Source organism: Paenibacillus hamazuiensis (assembly GCF_023276405.1).
Taxonomy (GTDB): domain Bacteria; phylum Bacillota; class Bacilli; order Paenibacillales; family NBRC-103111; genus Paenibacillus_AF; species Paenibacillus_AF hamazuiensis.
Map to the genome: position 1 here is coordinate 6,166,195 of NZ_JALRMO010000001.1, position 18,508 is coordinate 6,184,702.

Genomic DNA, 18,508 nt, shown 5'->3' on the forward strand with positions numbered 1-18,508 from the left:
AATGGTAGTAGGATTTATTTTTAAATCGAGGGAGGGAATCGGCTCGTGCATACGGTGTGGAAAGGGGCTATCAGCTTCGGGCTTGTCCATGTTCCGGTGAAAATGTTTTCGGCGACGGAGGATAAAGATATTTCACTGCGGATGATTCATAAGACCTGCAGCACCCCGCTGTCTTACGTAAGGAAATGCCAGACCTGCGAAACGGAAGTCGAATGGAACGACATTGTAAAAGGATATGAATACGAAAACGGCCGCTTCGTCATTTTCGACAAAGAAGAGCTGGATAAGCTGTCCGGCGAAGCGAATAAGGAAATTAAAATTTTGGACTTCGTCGATTTGACTGAAATCGATCCGATTTATTTTCAAAAAACGTATTACCTCGCTCCGAACGAGACGGGGGCGAACGCTTACAATTTGCTTCTCGAATCGATGCGACAAAGCGGTAAAATCGGCATCGCCAAAGTGTCCATCCGCGCCAAAAGCAGCTTGGCCGCCATCCGCGTAATCGATAACTGCATTGCGATGGAGACGATCTTTTACCCGGATGAAGTGCGTTCCATTCAGCAGGTGCCGGGCCTCCCCGAAGAGATTAAAGTGAACGACAAGGAGCTGACGATGGCCAAAATGCTCATTGAACAGCTTGCGGCCCCGTTCGATCCGTCCAAATACACCGACGATTACCGCGAAACGCTGATGGAAGCGATCAAGCAAAAAATCGCCGGCGAGCAGGTTACCGTCGCTCCGGAACAGCAAAAAACGAATGTCATCGATCTCATGTCCGCCCTGCAGGCGAGTCTCGAAGCGATGAAGCCGAAGGAAGAAGAACCTGCCGCCACAACAAAGACAACCAAATCGAGAGCGAAAAAAGTAAAGGAATCCGGCTGACATGCGGCTGCCCAAGGAACCGATGGCCCCGATTTCCAGCGATGAAATCCCTCGAGGCGAGGACTGGGGCTACCAGCTTAAATGGGACGGCGTCCGCCTTCTAGCCGCTGTGGATAACGGCCGGATTCAGCTGTATTCCCGAAAAATGCTGCGAAAAGATTCCGTTTATCCGGAAATCATGCAGCTGCTTCAGCCCATGAAAGGCACTTATCTGATTGACGGCGAAGCGGTTGCCTTTAATATGGAGACGCAGAAGCCGGATTTTCCGCGAATTTTGCAGCGCGAGCGTTCGGGGGGAGCGGCGGGCAGCGTCAAATCCGGAGGCGGCCATATGGTGCTGTACGTGATGTTCGATCTGCTTCACGAAGGCGATCAGGATCTTAGCGGACTGCCGTTTTCGGAAAGGCACAGGCGATTGCTCGCGCTTTTTCCGACGAAGCAGCCGGCGATGTTCGTGAGCGATCTGTTTTATGACAGCGATGCGTTATGGCGCTGGATCGAAGAACGCGGCTGGGAGGGCATCGTCAGCAAGAGGCTGTCCAGTGTTTATGCGGAAGGCAAAAACCATAAAGATTGGTTCAAGAAAAAGACGGCGATCGTCGAACAAGTGCGCATCGCAGGTTTGACGATCCGCAGCGGACAAGTCGCCAGCTTCGTCATGGTACGGGACGGATTGTTTTTCGGAAAAGCGTCGCTGGGGCTTAACGTCGCGATGAAGCGGGAGCTTTTGGATTGGGGAAGGCGCCATGAGCGGGCGGAATCCTGGTTTCATCCGCTTCCCGAAGAGCTTAAGGGAGAGCAGGTGCTTTGGCTCAAAGACGGATTTCCATGCACCGTTACGGGACTCGAAATTACGGCTGCCGGACTGTTGCGGCACCCCAAGCTGGTCAGCTATGAGTTAGGACCCGAACGGGTCATTCATGTTTGAAAAATTCGCATGAAAGGAAGCGGGATCAGGGTGGCTACCTCCACGAAAGGAACCGTTAATATCGAAGGGCATGAGCTTACCATTTCCAACCCGGACAAGCTGCTTTGGCCTGAAATGAAGATCAGCAAAATCATGTTTTTGGAAAAGCTGCTCATGCTCGCCCCCTACTTGCTCCGTTACTGCCAAAACCGCTATTTGACGACGATTCGTTTCCCGAACGGGTGGAACGCCAAATCGTTTTACCAGAAAAATTGTCCGGAACCGATTCCGTCTTTTGTCAAAACCGCCGAGTTGGGCGGAATTAATTACGTCAATCTCGACTCCGTCGCCACGCTTATTTGGCTTGGCAATCTGGCCAGTCTCGAGTTTCACCCGTCGTTTCATTACATCGGAGACGAGCTTCCGGCGGAATGGCTGATCGACATCGACCCTACGCTGGAAGAGGAGCCGCGAATTATGCAGGCGGCTGAAATTATTGGTGAAGTGTTGGATAAAATGAATATTCGTTCCATTCCGAAAACGTCGGGCGCTACCGGGGTGCAGATTTATGTGCCGATTCGGCGGGGTTATACGTTTGAGCAGCTGCGCAGCATCGGGCATTTTGTCGGGGCTTACGTCGTACAGAAGTATCCGAATTTGTTCACGATCGAACGGTTCAAAAAAAATCGCGGCACGCTAATCTATGTCGACTATTTGCAGCATTGGCACGGCAAAACGCTGTCGGCCCCGTACACGCCGAGAGCCCGTAAATACGCCACCGTATCCACGCCGCTGCGCTGGGATGAGGTGGCGATGCGCTGCGACCCGCGCGACTTTACGCTGCTGTCGATCGGCGACCGGCTTACCCGCGTCGGAGATTTGATCCAGCAGGTGCCTCCGCAAAATCTGGACGCCGTGCTGAGCTTTGTAAAGCGGTGATCGCGAGTGTGGGGGCAGCAATCTTCTTAATGCCCTTCCAGATGACTTACGCGTTCGATCATTTCGTCCATATCCTGCGCCAGCAAGCGCACATGCCTGCTTACGTCGCGAATGTTCATGTTCGTGTCCTTGAAACGGTCCTGAACCTCCTGGTACAACCCGTCCAGTTTGCCGCTAAAGAGACGCTGGTTCAGGATCACCTCGTCTACCTTAACTTCCAGGTTGCCCACCTTGGTTTCGAGGCTATCCATCCTCATTTCGAGGCTGTCCACCTTCGTTTCGAGGCTATCCACCTTCGTTTCGAGCCTGTCCACCTTCGTTTCGAGGCTATCCATCCTCATTTCGAGGCTGTCCACCTTCGTTTCGAGCCTGTCCACCTTCGTTTCGAGGCTGGCCACCTTCGTTTCGAGGCTATCCATCCTCATCTCGAGGCTATCCATCCTCATTTCAAGGCTGTCCATCCTCGTTTCGAGCCTGTCCATTCTCGTTTCGAGCCTGTCCATCCTCGTTTCGAAGTTTTCTCTAAACTGTTCCTGATTGTGCAGAAGCTGATGCATCAGCTGTTTCAGTTCTTCCATATCCGATCCTCCTCTCCATCGAAACCCGGAAAGTAAAAAAACACACCGACAAAGCGGATATCCGCGGTTTGCAAGTGTGCTTCACTCGAACTTTTTAACATGTACAATCATTCTACTATCGAACCGGTACTTTGACAATAGAAATTTTCCAAGCAATAAGAAAAACTTCTAACGAAGTCCTTCGAAGATGAGCGACCGCGATTCAGCGGAAGTTTTTCTTGGTAAAGAAAGTTCTCGTTCGCACTTTAACGCTTTAGCAAACTTAAACTTTCTTTAACGTTAAAAAAACGTATGCGACACCATCCCTTCGCAATACATGGAAGATGTGGTAATAATTTTCGGCAAACGGAGAAAACTATTCGGGCATGACAAAAGCAGCCTTTTTTTGGAGCACCCTCTAAAGAGAACCGGCGATGAAAGGGGGCGGAATCTTGATCAAAATTCACCGGAAACGGAAATCTGCAAACGAACAAGCGCCGCAGCCGAAACCGGAAAATTTCGATTACCGGTTTATTTCGGAACTCGATAAAGTGCCGATTTTTCCAACGCTGGATGAAAATAAATCGTATCTCAAGAAGCTGTTCGAAGATTGCTCGGACATCGTCATCCGCGAGTTTACGATTCAGGACGGGGCGAAAGCGTGCATCGTCCTGGTGGACGGACTCGTTAACGGCGGCCAGGTCGACGAAGCGCTGAAAGCGCTCATGATCCTCGAGGGGCACGAGCAGCTCACAGACCGCATCGCCCGGCATACGCTTCCGGTTTCGCAAACGCAAGAAACGGGCAACTACAAAGATTTTTTGCTCGGCGTGCTGAGCGGGGATACCGGGCTGATCGCGGACCGATGCAGCAAAGCGCTGCTCCTCGGCATCCGCGGACCCGAGAAACGGTCCGTAGACGAACCGGATACGGAATCCGTCATCAGAGGCCCTCGGGAAGGCTTCGTCGAATCGCTCCGCACCAATACGTCGCTGGTCCGCCGCAAGCTCAAAACGCCCCGTCTGAAGATGAAATCCATGACGCTGGGCCGGGAAAGCAATACGAATTTGGTCATCGCTTATTTGGAAGACTTGGCGAAACCTGCGATGGTGGACGAGGTCGTCCGCCGGATTGAAAAAATCGATATCGATGCCGTGCTCGAATCCGGCTACATCGAGGAGTTCATACAGGACAGCGCCTACTCCCCGTTTCCGCAGGTGCAGTACACCGAGAGACCGGATGTCGTGGCCGCATCGCTGCTGCAAGGACGGGTGGCCATTATGGTCGACGGTACCCCTTTTGTACTGCTCGTCCCGTTCGTATTCATTCAAACGATGCAGGCCAGCGAAGACTATTTCGAGCGATTCCAGATCGCCACGCTGATCCGCTGGCTGCGGTTCCTGTTTCTTCTGTTGTCGTTAACGACGCCGGCTTTATATGTGGCGATTACTACTTATCATCAGGAGCTGCTGCCGACCACCCTGCTGCTTTCCGTAGCCGCCGCCCGCGAAAACATCCCGTTCCCCGCAGTCGTTGAAGCGCTGATTATGGAGGTCACCTTCGAGGCGCTGCGGGAAGCGGGCATTCGGCTGCCCAAGACGATCGGCTCCGCCGTCAGTATTTTGGGAGCGCTCGTCGTCGGACAAGCAGCGGTCGAAGCGGGCATCGTTTCCGCGCCGATGGTAATCGTCGTATCCATTACGGGCATCGCTTCGTTTACAATTCCTCGTTTTAACGGGGCCATCGCGATTCGGATGCTGCGCTTCCCCATTCTGTTTGCGGCATCGCTGTTCGGATTGTACGGCATTATGCTGGCGATGCTGTTCATTATCGGCCATTTGGCCAACCTGCGATCATTCGGTGTGCCATATTTATCGCCGATCGGGCCGCTCGCCGCCGCCGATTTGCAGGATACTTACGTGCGGGCGCCCTGGTGGGCCATGTCGGCCAGGCCGGCCTATCTCGGCGTGCAGGACGCAGAACGGATCGGGCGGGACTCCGCTCAGGAAATTTTCAAGTACCACGGGCAGAAAGGAATCGCGAGCAATCCTCCGGAAAATCAGCCGGAAAACGGCTCCCCGGGCGGTGGTCAAAGCCAAGGTAGCCAAACATCCGGAGCAGCGGCGCAGCCGGAGGACAAACGAAATCCCGGCGGAAAGGAAGATCCGTCATGAACCTCCTCGGCAAAGCCCGTTCCTTGGCCTTGGCCGCCGTATGTTTAACGGTACTTCCCGGCTGCTGGGACCGTACGGAAACGAACGACCTGGCGTTTGTGCTCAGTTCCTCGGTCGATAAGGAAAAGGACGGCACGTACCGCTTCGCCATGATGTTTCCGCTGCCCGGACAGCTCGGCGGAGCCAAAGGAGGCGGCGGCGGAACGAGCGGCGATAAAAGCTACTATACCGATTCCGATGTCGGGTCTACCGTGCGCGAAGCGCAAGCCAAGGTGCAAAAAAGACTGGCCCGCCGGGCTTTTTTTGCCCACCGCCGCACGCTGCTTATCGGCGAAGATGCGGCTAAAGACGGAATCGGCGAGCTGTTCGACGCGATTACCCGCACGACGGAAAACCGGTTGACCTCTTATATGGTCATCTGCAAAGGAAAAGGCTACGACATGCTGAAGGCGAATCCGAAGTTCGAGCGTTTCCCGGCCGAGGCTTTCCGCGAGCTGGCCAAGTCCAAAGATCATCTCAATCTGGACATGAAAGATGTCGGCATGGCTCTCGCCTCGGCAGGCGGAGACCCGGTCATTCCGTACATGGGCATCAAAGAGTCGGAAAAAAGCGAAAAGCCGTCCAAAGAGGTACAGTTTCTCGGCTATGCGATTTTTAAGAACGACAAGCTGGTGGAGACGATGGGAAACGATGCCGCCGAAGGGCTGCAATGGCTGCTTCGAAGCAAGGCGGGTTACACGGTGACGATCCCGGTCGAGAATACCCGTATCATGACGCTAAAGCTGTTTGAAGGAAATACGGAGATTCGCCCTTCCCTGAAAAACGGAAGTCCCCATTTTGCCGTCAAGGTGCAGGCGAAGGCGAAGCTGCTGGAAAGCAAGTCGTTTTACGACTTAAGCCGGATCGACAACGTCCGAAAAGTCGAAGCCGCCGTATCGTCTTATATCAAAAAATCGATTCAAAACGCCGCTCAAATCATGCAGCGGACCGGAACCGACCCCGCTCAGCTCGGAACGGTTTTTTACCGCAAATACCCTGCGGTCTTCCAGCAGCAATTTGCTGGAAAATGGCACGACGCGATCAAGGAAGCCACTTTTGACATCGAAGTGACCAGCTACTTATCGGATAACGGGCTTATTTACGAAAACTTGTCGAAAGCGGGGAAAGGCGAGTGAACGGCATTTTCAGCGCTGCGTTCGCAGCCATTTGTTTGTTTTCCTTCATGACGGACATCCCGAAAAGAACCAGGATGAGTCCGGGAGAAAAATGGGTTTACGGTCTGCTCGGTTTGAAAGCCGTCGTGCTGTTTGCGGCGGCATGCATCGGTGCTTATGTGCCGATGCCCGCACAGTTTTTCGTCAATTACATCTCGCCGTGGGTGTTCTCCATCCTCCCCCGATAAGCGGGCCGCACCTTACGGAGAAACGGGTGAAAACGTATGGATCCGAAACAAGTCATCAACCATAGGCAAATGTGCTGGCTGGTCGGAGCGCTGATTACAAGCGGGGGCGTTCTTCTGGCCGAACAGGAAATCGTTCGCATCAGCAAAATGGACGCATGGTTTTCTTATCTGCTGCCGATGATTTATGCATTTGGGGTCGGCATCGTATTTTACCGGCTCAGCGCTTTGTTTCCGGACAAACATCTGTTTGAAATCGCCAAGCTGCTGGCCGGAAAACCGCTCGGCACCGTCATAAACGTATTGATCATGGTCCACATATGGTTTGTGCTGATCCGCGACTGCCGCGCGCTGGCGCAATTTATCAAGACGATTTTGCTGCCGAATACGCCTGAAGAGGTTATACTGCTGCTCTTTGCCCTGCTTCTGCTTTATTTCGGTACGACGAGCGTGGAGGTTGTGGCCAGAGTCAACGACATCTTTTTTCCGATCTTCGTGTTATGCGTGTTTCTGATGCCGCTCCTCCTCGGCAATGAGATCAACGCCAAGCTGCTCGGACCGGTGCTCACAACGCCGCTATCCTCCATACTCAGCAGCAATCTGCTCGGTGCGGGCTGGTATGCGGATATCATCGCGATCGGCGCTTTTCTGCATACGGTGCATAACAACAAGCAGCTGTCGGTATCGTACCGCCACGGCATCGTCATCGGAACGCTGCTGCTGACGATGTTCGTCGTAATGGAAATTATGGTATTTGGATATAATATGCCGGGCAATATGGTATATCCGAACTATACGCTCGTCCAGCAAATCAACATTACGGATTTTCTGGACCGGATGGATTTGTTTCTGCTCAGCATCTGGTTTCCGATACTCGCTTGCAAAATCATTCTCATTTACCTCGCCTTTCTTACGGGGCTCGCCAGCTTCGTCGGAAAACGCGAATACACGCTGTTTTCGAAACCGGCGGCACTTTTCGTGACGATGTCTTCGCTGCTCAGCTTCAAAAGCACGACGGAGGTGTTCAGCTTCGGCAATTACAGCGTTCCGCTGTATACGCTGCCGTATCAGCTCATCGTTTTGCCGATGCTGTATGTGCTGGCCCGAATCCGGACGGAGACTTCGGAGCGGCAGGCTCAAACGAGCGGTTCCCGCGGAGCAGGGCAAGTTTCGCAGCAAGGCACGCAAACGCTGCGCAAGAAGTTTATGGCGAAAACGATAAATAACATGTCGTTTCGCATGCTTTATCTTATCACCATCCTGCTGTTTGCGGTCTGCACCTGCAGCATTGCCGCCGGACTGACGTTCGCGAGGCAGCTGTCCTGGGTAGGCATCGTCTGCGGGGCGGTCTACGGCGCTTCTCTGCTGCTCCTCTTGGCTAATTCTTACTTGGAGGTGATGAAAGCCAGAGAGCTCTAGGGCCTCCTTAATCCATCCAGCAAAAAAAACCACAGCCTTTAATGGCCGTGGTTCTTGTTATCCTGCCGGGCGGCGCTCAAGCTTTTTCCATACGGACGATGCGGTGCAGCGGGATTAACGTCCAGTCCTGCTCTTCCTCGCCCGTCGTCGGAATGATCAGCTCGAGAAAATCAATGCCGGTGCGGATAAGCTCTGCCTGGATTGCACCGCGGTAGGTGCTGTGCACATGGACATTCGCGCCGCGTTTGGACGTCTCGCTAAGCAGTACAATTTCCTGCAGTGACGATGGCACGAAATATTGATCGTTCACCCGAATGAACCGCTTGCCTACGCTTTGCAAAGTGCCGGGTCCGCTGGAAAAGTCCTGTCCTTCCAGCGCCACGTCCCGGCCCACGTGATGCGCCAGACGGTCCATCAGCGTCATTTGGTTCAGTTTCAAAAAAGACGGCATGTGCGGATCTCCCTCCCTTCCCCAATGTATGAGGAATGATTCCGCCGCGTGCATAAAATCCGGAGAATTAACGGCAGCAAAGAACCGGGCTCCGGACAAATTTTTCAAAGAATTGCAAAGGAGATGTCATGAAGTTAAACAAGCTTCACCATAAACTGACCTTCGTGATCATTCCGGAGGCGGGTCGAAGCGTATACCGGATCCGGCTCTCCCGTGCGGCCGCTTATGCAGGACTGGCGGGCCTGGGGCTGATTTTGGCGATCGCAGGGTACGTTTACCTGATTCACACGGAAACCGTCGTAACGACACAAGCTTACAAATATGAGATGCACGGCAAAACCGTGCGGTTGGAACAAGATGTCGCAAGCAAAAATCAGACGATCGAGGAGCTGAAAAATGAAATTTTCCAGCTGTCTCAGCAAGCCGAGGAGATCAAAGCGAAGGTTGAGGAAATGAAAAAGCTGGAAAGCCATTTGAAAGGGGATTCTTCGCCGGAGGGAGCATCCAAAACTGTTTCGGAGGCGGTCCCCTCCCCTGCAGAGGCTGCGGGCGGCATAGGCGGACCGGCCGTTCCGGTCTCTCTCTCTCAGGTGAAAGGCATCGCGTCCGAAACCCGCAGCCTCTTTACAGCGCTGGGAGCGGAGATGAATACGCTGCAAGCCCGTCTGACGGAAGCGAAGCGGCTTGTGTTTGAAAAGCAGCTGAAGTGGAACGCGACTCCGACGTTATGGCCGACGGCTTCCCGGACGATCACGTCGCCTTTCGGCTACCGGAAGGATCCGTTTACCGCCAAGCTCAGCTTCCATCGGGGGATCGACATCGCCGGCAAAACAGGCGATCCGGTTTATGCAACAGCCGAAGGGATCGTGAGGACCGCAGGCTTCGATCGTTTTCACGGGAATAACATCGTCGTGGAACATGCCGGAGGGTTGATAACCTGGTACATGCATCTGAACAAAACGAACGTCAAAAACGGCGATAAAGTACATAAAGGCCAACTGATCGGGCTTATGGGTTCAACCGGCCGCAGTACCGGGCCGCATCTTCACTATGAAGTCCAGCTTCACGGCAAAAGCACCAATCCGCAAAACTATTTGCCTCCAGCGAAATGATAACTGTCAGTCGGAAAGGAAGGATTACTGATGTTCCATAAAAAGACGGCGGTACACCCCGGAACTACGGATACGCTGATCGGGGAAGGCACCGTATTCAATGGCAGCTTGTCCTCCAAGGCGGACATCCGCATTGAGGGGCAGGTGATCGGAGAAATTCATTCGGCCGGCGAGATCACCATCGGCGAGAAAGGCTATGTGCAGGCCGAAATCAAAACGAAAGACATCATCGTCGCCGGAAAGCTTCAAGGGAAAGTCGCCGCTTCCGGGCGGCTGACGATTACATCGACGGGTCAGCTGAAGGGGACCGTTCAGGCCAAGGCGTTGGTCATTGATCAAGGTGCGGTATTTCAGGGAACAAGCGATATGAAGGCGCCCGATTTTTCCCCTGCAGCCGAAGATTCTGCGGAAACGAAGAGAACGCAGGAAGGTGCGCAGCCGCTTCCTGCCACCGTCTAAAGGATGTCTTTTCCATCGCCGGGTGATATAATGGGTTTTAAGGCTTTCCTTAGGAAAGCTTAATGCCATACCTTATTCGGAAAGCCCAAGACATACCTTACGAAGCAGGCTTTCCTTCGGAAAGCCCTCAGGAGACCAAACGATGACCAAACAAACGATTCTTTTCGACCTGGACGATACGCTGATCTATACGAACAAATTTTTCGATCTGGTCGTGGACCAGTTCGCGGACCAGGCGGAAACCTGGTTCCACAGCTACCATATTTCGCCGGAAGAATTCAAAAAGAAACAAAACGAAATCGATCTGCAGCGGGTGTTGAAGCAAGGATTCGCCCCCGATCATTTTCCGCAATCGTTCGTCGACACGTACGATTACTTCAGCGAGCTGACCGGCCGCCCCAAAAGCGAAGACGAGATTCGCCGGCTGCGGCAGCTCGGCGAGTCGGTGTACAGCCATGAAATCGAACCGGTGCCGCATATGGAAGAGACGCTTCTCACGCTGCAAAGCGAAGGACATTCGCTGCACCTGTATACGGGCGGCGAACCGACCATCCAGATGAGGAAGGTGCGCGAGGCCGGCCTGGAAAAGTTTTTCGGAGACCGCGTCTACGTGGCCCGGCATAAAACGACCTCTTTTCTCGAATCGATCATTCGCGAGCGCAAGCTCGATCACGCGTGCACATGGATGATCGGCAACTCGCTGCGCACCGATGTTATTCCGGCTCTGGAAAACGGCATCCATTCGATTTTCATCCCGGCGGAAACGGAATGGGCGTTTAACATCGTCGATGTGAACGTGGAGCCGCGCGGCGCTTTTCTTAAAGTTGAGAAGCTGCAGGATGTCCCTCAGGCGATCGGCAATTATATTGCGTCCTAGAGCATTATATGACCCGCTCCGGTTGGCTTCGGAGCGGGCTCAGAGACAACCTTGCTGCGAATAGCGAAGGTTATGGCAGCCTAAGCCCTTCTAGCGCCTTGCGGGCCTGCTGCTTGGACACGTTGTAGGACATCCAGGGTGCAGGTGCAGACAGGTTGTCCCTCATCCGGCGCAGCCCGTCCCCAAGAACCGCCAGCTCCGGGTGAGCTTCATACAGCTTGGCGAGCTGCGGCGCCGCATCCGGCGATAACCCCGCGAGGTAAGCCTCGTCAACGTTGCCGGAAGCTTCGAAGCGGGCGATATTGTTTCGGGCGATGATCGCATCGATGTTCATATAGTTAACCGTCATGTAGGCGACCAAAGATGCGATCAGGAACGGCCTCGCAAGCGCGGCGGTTTCGCGGACGATTTTGTACAGCGCAATAAGGAACAGCACGAGAAGAAAGATCATAAACGCGTGGACCAAGAGCCTTGTATACGTATAGCCGTAGGCCTGTTCGTACAAGGAAAGTCGATAATACGCCGAAAACAGCATCACCGCCGTACACCCCGTCATCAGCCCGAGCAGCCCCCGATTGACCCGGTGAAGATTCATCCCTTCCTTGCGCACCCTGTAAAGCACCGCGAGCAGCATCGCGAAGTTCATCGAGGTTACGGCGACAAGCTCCATAAACCCGCGCCGGGCATATTCCGCATACGTAACCCCGTCCGGAAGAGTCCCCTCTCCCCCTCCGAATAAATACGAAAACTGAACAACCACGAAAATGACATACACCAAATTCACGCAGACAAGCACCGTCGCCGTCACAAGCGGATCGAACCGGATCGGACCGGCCGCCGTCAGCTCCGCCCACGGCTCCTCCTTGTTGCTCTTCGGCTCCGCCGAATAAAGCAGCCCCCTTGTAAAGCAAAAGAGCACGAGCATCAGGAATCCGATTACCACCGCATGCGACACCGCAGAGCCGAAATCGATCCGCTCCAGCATTCTCGGCAATCCGCTTACGACATGATCGAACATTTTATCCGCGGAAGCGAGCAGCACGATAACGATAAAAAGCAGCGGAGCGGCAATCAGGAGACCGATCGATATTTTGAGCGCGGCTGTATACCTGCTGGCGCGAACCTGCTTGCGTAGAGTTGCCAGCAGCACCTTCAGCGGCTCCGGCAGCTGGCGCAAACTCCCCACGACCGCCTGCCCGAAAGCCCGGGATAAGAAGCCGGGTTCGTGCCAGCCGCCCTTTTGCCCGCCGTAAGCCCAAGTCGTATGCATCGCAATGAGGGCAGGGACAGCAAGCGTATTGAGCAGCCGAAAGAGCTCGTTTGAAAAAACCACATACGTCAGCGAAAGCAATGCGATGGTCAGCAGCAATAACGTTCCCCCGTCATACCGCAGCTTCGCCTTTTCTTTCAGCATCGCGTTAAAATAAACGTACAGCGCCGCCAAAAACAGTGGATGCGAAACACCGGCGGGTTTATCGTAAAACAGGAAGTCGAACACGATGCCGCAAAGCAGCGAGCCGACGAGCAGACGCTGATCTTTACGCAGCGTTCCATGTTCGGAAGCAGCGACGTTTGCCGTCATCAAAGCGATTTCCTCCTTTTTATTTGCCTCGTATGGGATCGATCAGCAAAAATATACTTGCCGGATGAACCCGGCGGCGAACCGTGCAAAAGCTTCGGCCTCATCGCGGACGGATTGGACGCAAATGCCGTGAGAGTCTGCCGTTAGCGGCGCTCCGAACTCCCCCGGACCGACGTCTATCCCATGACCCGAACAGCAGGCATCAGCCCATCCGACGAGCTTGTGCCAACGTTCGGGCAGCCGCTGCAGCGCATAGCGGACAGCCTCTTCCGCCGAAGCATCCTCTCCAAGCTCCACCGCATAAAGCAGATGGACCAGCTTCATCACCGAAGCCGCTATCGAACCGGTATTCTCCTTTTGCAGGAAAGCGGTCATTTCCCGGACAAGCTGTTCGTTCCAAGCAACGGACAAATTCATGGCAACTTGTTCCTCCTCATTGGCCAAAAATCGGCTGCGAGAGCCCATACATTTATTGTAGGTTGTAAAATAGGAATAAAAAGAGTAATTTTAAAATTGGAAATTTCATATTTTTCTTGTTAACGAAAAGGTGGGGCTGCACTTGAAATTGGAAAGCCATTATATTCGGCTGCGCCAGCTTTTGCCCGCTTCGGCGGAGCTTGTCCCGGTGGAAATTACGCTCGATGAGATCGCTTCATTGCTCGATTGCACCCACCGCAACGCCGTGCTGCTGCTCCGCAAAATGGGCGAACGGCGCTGGCTGGAATGGAGCCCCGAGCGCGGGCGAGGCAAAAAGTCGAAGCTGATCTTTCTTGTGCGGACCGAAGACATCGTCGTCGGGCTCGCCCAGGAGCTTGTAGAGAAAAAAGATTTGCGCGGCGCTTTGGAGCAGATGAACGTATCCTTTGTGCCGGCGAAGCTGAAGGATCATTTCCATCACTGGCTGAACGGCCACTTCGGTCATTCCAGCGAGCTTCGCAACGACAAACGGATCGACACTTTGCGTTTCCCGCTTACGTCGCCCATCGGTACGCTCGACCCGCTGCATATCAATTTTGCCGCCGAGTCGCATCTGGTGAACCAGCTGTTCGACAGTCTCGTCCGTTACAACCGCCACAGTCAGACGATCGACCCCCACCTGGCCCATGCCTGGGAAACGGATACTGACCGCACGACATGGACCTTTTACCTGCGCAAAGGCGTCCTGTTTCACCACGGGCGAGAAATGACGGCGGAGGATGCCGCTTTCTCCCTGCTTCGGCTGAAACACGCGCCTTCCCGGCTGCTGTACCGCTGGGTTTACGAGCAGATGAGCCGCATCGAGGCAGTCGACCCGATTACGCTGCAGATTGAGCTCTCCTCGCCGAATGAGTTGTTCCTGCAGTTTCTCAGCACCAATCGCGCCTCCATCGTTCCGAAGGATATGTGCGAGAAGCTGCAGGACCGGTTCGGCCGATCCCCCGTCGGTACGGGGCCTTTTCGACTGACACGGCACGATGCGTCGATGAGCGTGCTTGAGGCGTTCCCTTCGTATTTTCAAGGGCGCGCTCACCTCGACGAGGTCGAGCTGTGGCACATCCCCGATTTGGGCCGGCAAGAACCGGGCAGCACGCTGGAGAGCTTTCAAATCATTCATAATTACCGGCTGCCCAGCGAGCCTTCGTCCGATTGGAACGAAGCGCAGCGCCATGGAACGACGTGTAAATTCATCACGTTTAACCCGACAAAACAAGGTCCTGCCGCCGATGCAGCGATCCGAGCCGCCATATATCAGGCTTTCAACAGGACCCGCCTGCTTGACGAACTGGAGCTCGAGCCTTCGGCGCTGCTTGCCAGCTTTGTCGCCGACGACCTGCCTGCTCCCCCGGCCCCGCTGTCCGAAGACGAAAGCCGCCGGCTGCTTCGTGATGCGGGTTATCGCGGCGAAACCGTCCGGCTGTGCACCATCACCCACTACGAACAGGACGCCCGACTTGTGCAAAAAATCGCGCAGCAAGCGGGAATCAAACTCGAGCTGATGCTGCTGCCCGTCGAGGAATTCAAAGGAGAGCGCCGTCTTCAGGCCGATTTGCTTCTGTTCTCGCTCATCCTCGACAACGATCTGGAGCTGCGGCTCGTCGACTTGTACAAAAGCATGCAGCGGCACATGCATCCGGAGCCGAAGACACTGGTCGAGCAGCAGCTTGCCGCAGTCTTGACGGAACCGGTCCGGCAGAGACGGCTTGAACGGTTCGGGCAAATCGAGCGCATTTTGACGGACCGGCATCTGCTCTTGTTTTTATACCGCAAGCACTTGAAAACGATCTACCACTCCTCGGTCAAAGGACTGACGCTTGACGCGCTTGACTGGGTGCAGTTTAAAAACATCTGGTTCAAGCCATAATTCCGCCTGCCCCTGAATACAGTGAATATATACATTTGCTGAAGAAAGGATAGGTGAACATGGCAGCGAGCGGCGGCACGATTTTGTACCGGGACCGGAAGTTCGGCTTTACGCTGAAGTTCCCCGAATACTGGAGACGATACACCGTCATGAGCAGGAAAAATGATATGTTGGATGCGGAATACACGGTACATTTTATTTTTAAGTATCGCGGAAAAACATACGGGCCTGTTCTGAGCGTCATCGTGTTTCGCATGACCAGGAAGGAATGGGTGGATCAAGGCTATGAGGATTCGCCTTTGAGGTTTATCGCCGAGCATGACAAACATGTATTTGCATACGATACGCCGGAGGAGCTGCCGTCCGAGTTTATCGACAAGAAAACCGGCGACTACGATTATGTCAAATACGGCAAGCAGATCCGGCTTATGAAGCGAATGGTTAACAGAGATGTGCCACTTATCGTCAAAACGATGCGTTTTCCGGTTAAAAAGGTTACACTCGAGCCGTCGCCTTATTTGTCCAAACGGATCAAAGTCCCCCGTTGCTGACTCTGATTACAGATGCAAACGCAAAAAAAGGGCCGCCCTTCAGCTTGCTGCAGCCAAAGGACGGCCTGTCCGGTTATAGGAGCGGTTGATTAACTGCTTAGAAAAACTTGCGCATGCCCGATTTTTTCTTCCCGTGCCGAACGGATCTTGGCACGAGCTTGCCGGCTTCGTCTTCGTTCTCTTCGGCCCCGGCAGCGGGCGTCCCGGGAACCGGTTCCGCCGAGGCTGCGGCCAGTTCATTGGCGGAAAACCGTTCCATCAGCATGCTCTCCAGCGTTTGCACTCTGGCTTGCAAATCCCGAATTTGCCCCTGCATCGAACAAACCATCCCTATCAGCTCGCTGGACGGCAGGTCATCGGCGCCGCCTTCGTGTGCCTTCATGGACTCGCCTGCCATCTCATTCAATTGCCTGATCTCATCCGGAGGAAGCAGCGCCTTCAACTCCTCCGGGCTAATGATATCTTTAGCCGGCATGGTACGGGCTCCTTTAATTGAAAAATACGTCGTGCGTATATCTAGTTTCTGCGTTGGCCGGTGCAAAGTCAAGGGAGTTCGTGTCGAGTAAAATTTATTGGATTTTGTCAAAGGGTGTCCCCCCTAAATCCCCCCACCGGGGGGACCCCAGGCTTCCGAAGCCGGCTTTGCTCCGCAAAGCCCTCAAGGCGCTCGGGCGCCCTGGACCCGCCTGGTATGAGTGGCCGCTCGCTTCTAGGTCGCGTTTGTCCGGCATGGATTTATTGCTGTTAGGCAATAAATCCATGCCGGACACGCTTAACTTTGGTGCGGTGCCGGGGGAGTTGCTCCGTTCCTCGCGCCCAGCGATGGTCCCTCACCTTTTGGCTAACGCCAAATGGGTGTGGGACTCGCTTTTCTTCGACGCGGTGCCGGGGGAGCTGCTCCGTTCCTCGCGCCCGCGATGGTCCCTCACCTTTTGTCTAGCGCCAAATGGGTGTGGGACTCGCTTTTCTTCGACGCGGTGCCGGGGGAGCTGCTCCGTTCCTCGGGCGCAATGTGGTAAGGTTAAGTCCAAAAAGTTTCCCCGCTTGTTACCCCGGTTCATAAAGGAACTACGATGCGCTAAATTGGCCATTTTGCGCGGTTCTCCATGATTAAAGGAACTGAGGTTCGTTATTTGCCTATTTTCCCCGTCTCTGCACCATATTCTTTCGAATTAACGAACGTCAGTTCCTCTATTTTTGCGGAAGAGACCATTTTTCCTGAGATAACGAACGTCAGTTCCTCTATTTTTATGAATCGGTGCTCACAAGGTAATTTGCCGAGTTACGTACAAAGAAAAAAGGGCTTTTCGCCCTTTTTCTTTGGTCCTATATCCCCGGGAGCTTCACCTTACGGCAAATTGGTCGAGCCCATCAAATAGCGGTCCACCTCGCGGGCGGCGCCGCGGCCTTCGTTGATCGCCCACACGACGAGGCTTTGTCCGCGCCGCATATCGCCGGCGGAGAAGACGCCTTCGACATTGGTGGCGAATTTGCCGTATTCGGCCTTCGCGTTCGTCCGCTCATCCTTCTCGACGCCGAGCTGGTCGAGCACGGTGTTTTCCGGGCCGAGGAAGCCCATTGCGAGCAGCACGAGCTGAGCCGGATACACCTTCTCGCTGCCTGGCACCTCGACCGGGACAAAACGGCCTTGGTCGTCCTTTTTCCACTCGATCAGGACGGTGTGCAGCTCCTTCACGTGTCCGTTTTCGTCGCCGACGAATTTCTTCGTGTTGATCAAGTAGCGGCGCGGATCTTCGCCCTGCAGGGCTGCGGCCTCCTCCTGGCCGTAGTCCATCTTGTACACGCGCGGCCATTCCGGCCAAGGGTTGTTCGGCTGGCGCGTGTCGGCCGGACGAGGCATGATCTCGAACTGCGTTACGCTTTTGCATTTGTGACGGATCGACGTACCGACGCAGTCCGTGCCGGTATCGCCGCCGCCGATGACGATCACGTCTTTGCCTTCCGCGGAAATGTAGCTGCCGTCCTGATGCTCGGAATCGAGCAGGCTTTTCGTATTTTTCGCCAGGAACTCCATCGCCAGATGGATGCCCTTCAGCTCGCGACCTTCGATGTTCAGATCGCGGCCTTTTGTCGCGCCGCCGCACAGGACGATCGCGTCGAACTCCTCTTTCAGCTGCGAAGCCGGGATGTCCTTGCCGATCTCGGTGCCGGTGACGAACTTGACGCCCTCTTCGGCCATCAAATCCACGCGGCGCTGGACGTATTTCTTGTCGAGCTTCATGTTCGGAATGCCGTACATAAGCAGCCCGCCTACGCGGTCCGCCCGCTCGAATACGGTGACGGAGTGGCCGGCTTTGTTCAGTTGGTCGGCGCAGGCGAGACCCGAAGGTCCGGAGCCGACGACGGCCACCTTTTTCCCGGTGCGCGTCTTCGGCGGATTCGGCACGACCCAGCCTTCGGCGAACCCTTTGTCGATAATCGATTTTTCGATGTTTTTGATTGTAACCGGAGAGCCGTTCAGGCCGACGGTGCAGGAGCCCTCGCAGGGAGCCGGACAGACGCGGCCGGTAAACTCCGGAAAGTTGTTCGTCTTATGCAAACGGTCGAGTGCTTCGCGCCATTGGCCGCGGTATACCAGATCGTTCCACTCGGGGATCAGATTGTTGACCGGACAGCCGGAAGCCATGCCGCTGATCAGCTTGCCGGTGTGGCAAAAAGGGATGCCGCAGTCCATGCAGCGGGCGCCTTGCGTTTGCAGCTTGTCGTCGGGGAGCGGCACGGCGAACTCCTTCCAATGCGAGATACGCATCAGGGGGGCGGCTTCCGTCGGGACTTCGCGCTCATATTCCATAAAACCTGTCGGTTTTCCCATTGTGCTAATCCTCCATCATCGT

General features: G+C 54.6%; 18 protein-coding genes. 12 read left to right on the top strand and 6 right to left on the bottom strand.

Translation table 11 applies throughout. The annotated features are described in order from the left end of the window. Nucleotides 1-45: 45 nt before the first annotated feature. From ku to ligD, 3 genes are read left to right on the top strand one after another with little or no spacing between them, the layout of a single operon-like run. Complete coding sequence (gene ku, locus MYS68_RS26750; RefSeq protein ID WP_248928753.1) at nucleotides 46-885, top strand: non-homologous end joining protein Ku; 840 nt, start codon at nucleotides 46-48, stop codon at nucleotides 883-885. Between the two features lies 1 nt (nucleotide 886). Further along, entirely contained in the window at nucleotides 887-1,813 is a 927-nt protein-coding gene (locus MYS68_RS26755) for an ATP-dependent DNA ligase (protein ID WP_248928754.1), read from the top strand. Nucleotides 1,814-1,843: 30 nt separating this feature from the next. Further along, on the top strand, nucleotides 1,844-2,731 hold the full coding sequence (gene ligD, locus MYS68_RS26760; protein ID WP_248928755.1) for a non-homologous end-joining DNA ligase: 888 nt from the start codon (nucleotides 1,844-1,846) through the stop codon (nucleotides 2,729-2,731). Between the two features lie 26 nt (nucleotides 2,732-2,757). Here the strand turns inward: ligD and MYS68_RS26765 are convergent, their stop codons facing one another. Further along, nucleotides 2,758-3,309: a tropomyosin gene (locus MYS68_RS26765; protein ID WP_248928756.1), complete on the bottom strand. Its 552-nt coding sequence runs from the start codon at nucleotides 3,307-3,309 to the stop codon at nucleotides 2,758-2,760. Between the two features lie 431 nt (nucleotides 3,310-3,740). Here MYS68_RS26765 and MYS68_RS26770 point away from each other — a divergent pair, with 431 nt between their 5' ends. From MYS68_RS26770 to MYS68_RS26785, 4 genes are read left to right on the top strand one after another with little or no spacing between them, the layout of a single operon-like run. Next, nucleotides 3,741-5,462: a spore germination protein gene (locus tag MYS68_RS26770; protein ID WP_420852165.1), complete on the top strand. Its 1,722-nt coding sequence runs from the start codon at nucleotides 3,741-3,743 to the stop codon at nucleotides 5,460-5,462. Continuing rightward, nucleotides 5,459-6,637, top strand: coding sequence for a Ger(x)C family spore germination protein (locus tag MYS68_RS26775; protein ID WP_248928757.1), 1,179 nt, complete (start codon nucleotides 5,459-5,461; stop codon nucleotides 6,635-6,637). Before MYS68_RS26770 ends, MYS68_RS26775 begins: the two co-directional genes overlap by 4 nt. Further along, nucleotides 6,634-6,864, top strand: coding sequence for a hypothetical protein (locus MYS68_RS26780; protein ID WP_248928758.1), 231 nt, complete (start codon nucleotides 6,634-6,636; stop codon nucleotides 6,862-6,864). The genes MYS68_RS26775 and MYS68_RS26780 overlap by 4 nt, the downstream gene beginning before the upstream one ends. A 36-nt stretch (nucleotides 6,865-6,900) precedes the next feature. Next, nucleotides 6,901-8,280 (top strand): GerAB/ArcD/ProY family transporter, encoded by a 1,380-nt coding sequence (locus tag MYS68_RS26785; protein ID WP_248928759.1) that lies wholly within the window; start codon nucleotides 6,901-6,903, stop codon nucleotides 8,278-8,280. A 76-nt stretch (nucleotides 8,281-8,356) separates the two neighbouring features. On the opposite strand, the gene MYS68_RS26790 is transcribed toward MYS68_RS26785, so the two are convergent. After that, nucleotides 8,357-8,731 (bottom strand): hypothetical protein, encoded by a 375-nt coding sequence (locus MYS68_RS26790; protein WP_248928760.1) that lies wholly within the window; start codon nucleotides 8,729-8,731, stop codon nucleotides 8,357-8,359. A gap of 128 nt (nucleotides 8,732-8,859) precedes the next feature. Here MYS68_RS26790 and MYS68_RS26795 point away from each other — a divergent pair, with 128 nt between their 5' ends. The 3 genes from MYS68_RS26795 to MYS68_RS26805 all read left to right on the top strand — a co-directional run bounded on the left by MYS68_RS26795 (nucleotide 8,860) and on the right by MYS68_RS26805 (nucleotide 11,179). Next, nucleotides 8,860-9,843 (top strand): peptidoglycan DD-metalloendopeptidase family protein, encoded by a 984-nt coding sequence (locus MYS68_RS26795; protein WP_248928761.1) that lies wholly within the window; start codon nucleotides 8,860-8,862, stop codon nucleotides 9,841-9,843. A gap of 30 nt (nucleotides 9,844-9,873) precedes the next feature. Continuing rightward, nucleotides 9,874-10,302 carry a bactofilin family protein gene (locus tag MYS68_RS26800; protein ID WP_248928762.1) on the top strand — a complete coding sequence of 143 codons (429 nt, stop codon included), beginning with the start codon at nucleotides 9,874-9,876 and terminating at the stop codon, nucleotides 10,300-10,302. A gap of 142 nt (nucleotides 10,303-10,444) precedes the next feature. Further along, nucleotides 10,445-11,179: an HAD family hydrolase gene (locus tag MYS68_RS26805; protein ID WP_248928763.1), complete on the top strand. Its 735-nt coding sequence runs from the start codon at nucleotides 10,445-10,447 to the stop codon at nucleotides 11,177-11,179. Between the two features lie 70 nt (nucleotides 11,180-11,249). On the opposite strand, the gene MYS68_RS26810 is transcribed toward MYS68_RS26805, so the two are convergent. Beyond that, complete coding sequence (locus tag MYS68_RS26810) at nucleotides 11,250-12,761, bottom strand: DUF4153 domain-containing protein (RefSeq protein ID WP_248928764.1); 1,512 nt, start codon at nucleotides 12,759-12,761, stop codon at nucleotides 11,250-11,252. Between the two features lie 42 nt (nucleotides 12,762-12,803). Then, on the bottom strand, nucleotides 12,804-13,178 hold the full coding sequence (locus MYS68_RS26815; protein WP_248928765.1) for an aminoglycoside adenylyltransferase domain-containing protein: 375 nt from the start codon (nucleotides 13,176-13,178) through the stop codon (nucleotides 12,804-12,806). 142 nt (nucleotides 13,179-13,320) lie between these two features. Here MYS68_RS26815 and MYS68_RS26820 point away from each other — a divergent pair, with 142 nt between their 5' ends. Continuing rightward, nucleotides 13,321-15,102: an ABC transporter substrate-binding protein gene (locus MYS68_RS26820; protein ID WP_248928766.1), complete on the top strand. Its 1,782-nt coding sequence runs from the start codon at nucleotides 13,321-13,323 to the stop codon at nucleotides 15,100-15,102. A 59-nt stretch (nucleotides 15,103-15,161) separates the two neighbouring features. Beyond that, complete coding sequence (locus MYS68_RS26825; protein ID WP_248928767.1) at nucleotides 15,162-15,653, top strand: hypothetical protein; 492 nt, start codon at nucleotides 15,162-15,164, stop codon at nucleotides 15,651-15,653. A 97-nt stretch (nucleotides 15,654-15,750) separates the two neighbouring features. On the opposite strand, the gene MYS68_RS26830 is transcribed toward MYS68_RS26825, so the two are convergent. Beyond that, nucleotides 15,751-16,128 (bottom strand): hypothetical protein, encoded by a 378-nt coding sequence (locus MYS68_RS26830; protein WP_248928768.1) that lies wholly within the window; start codon nucleotides 16,126-16,128, stop codon nucleotides 15,751-15,753. Between the two features lie 873 nt (nucleotides 16,129-17,001). Then, the gene (locus MYS68_RS26835) at nucleotides 17,002-18,486 is read right to left on the bottom strand and encodes a glutamate synthase subunit beta (RefSeq protein WP_248928769.1); all 1,485 of its coding nucleotides are present in this window, start codon (nucleotides 18,484-18,486) and stop codon (nucleotides 17,002-17,004) included. Between the last annotated feature and the right edge of the window lie 22 nt (nucleotides 18,487-18,508).

Bases quoted from the DNA above. Each gene is read 5' to 3' on its own strand.
- MYS68_RS26795 (WP_248928761.1), top strand. From the start codon at position 8,860: ATGAAGTTAAACAAGCTTCACCATAAACTGACCTTCGTGATCATTCCG.
- MYS68_RS26755 (WP_248928754.1), top strand. From the start codon at position 887: ATGCGGCTGCCCAAGGAACCGATGGCCCCGATTTCCAGCGATGAAATC.
- MYS68_RS26790 (WP_248928760.1), bottom strand. From the start codon at position 8,731: ATGCCGTCTTTTTTGAAACTGAACCAAATGACGCTGATGGACCGTCTG.
- MYS68_RS26775 (WP_248928757.1), top strand. From the start codon at position 5,459: ATGAACCTCCTCGGCAAAGCCCGTTCCTTGGCCTTGGCCGCCGTATGT.
- MYS68_RS26805 (WP_248928763.1), top strand. From the start codon at position 10,445: ATGACCAAACAAACGATTCTTTTCGACCTGGACGATACGCTGATCTAT.
- MYS68_RS26810 (WP_248928764.1), bottom strand. From the start codon at position 12,761: ATGACGGCAAACGTCGCTGCTTCCGAACATGGAACGCTGCGTAAAGAT.
- MYS68_RS26835 (WP_248928769.1), bottom strand. From the start codon at position 18,486: ATGGGAAAACCGACAGGTTTTATGGAATATGAGCGCGAAGTCCCGACG.
- MYS68_RS26815 (WP_248928765.1), bottom strand. From the start codon at position 13,178: ATGAATTTGTCCGTTGCTTGGAACGAACAGCTTGTCCGGGAAATGACC.
- MYS68_RS26830 (WP_248928768.1), bottom strand. From the start codon at position 16,128: ATGCCGGCTAAAGATATCATTAGCCCGGAGGAGTTGAAGGCGCTGCTT.
- MYS68_RS26800 (WP_248928762.1), top strand. From the start codon at position 9,874: ATGTTCCATAAAAAGACGGCGGTACACCCCGGAACTACGGATACGCTG.
- MYS68_RS26825 (WP_248928767.1), top strand. From the start codon at position 15,162: ATGGCAGCGAGCGGCGGCACGATTTTGTACCGGGACCGGAAGTTCGGC.
- MYS68_RS26765 (WP_248928756.1), bottom strand. From the start codon at position 3,309: ATGGAAGAACTGAAACAGCTGATGCATCAGCTTCTGCACAATCAGGAA.
- MYS68_RS26785 (WP_248928759.1), top strand. From the start codon at position 6,901: ATGGATCCGAAACAAGTCATCAACCATAGGCAAATGTGCTGGCTGGTC.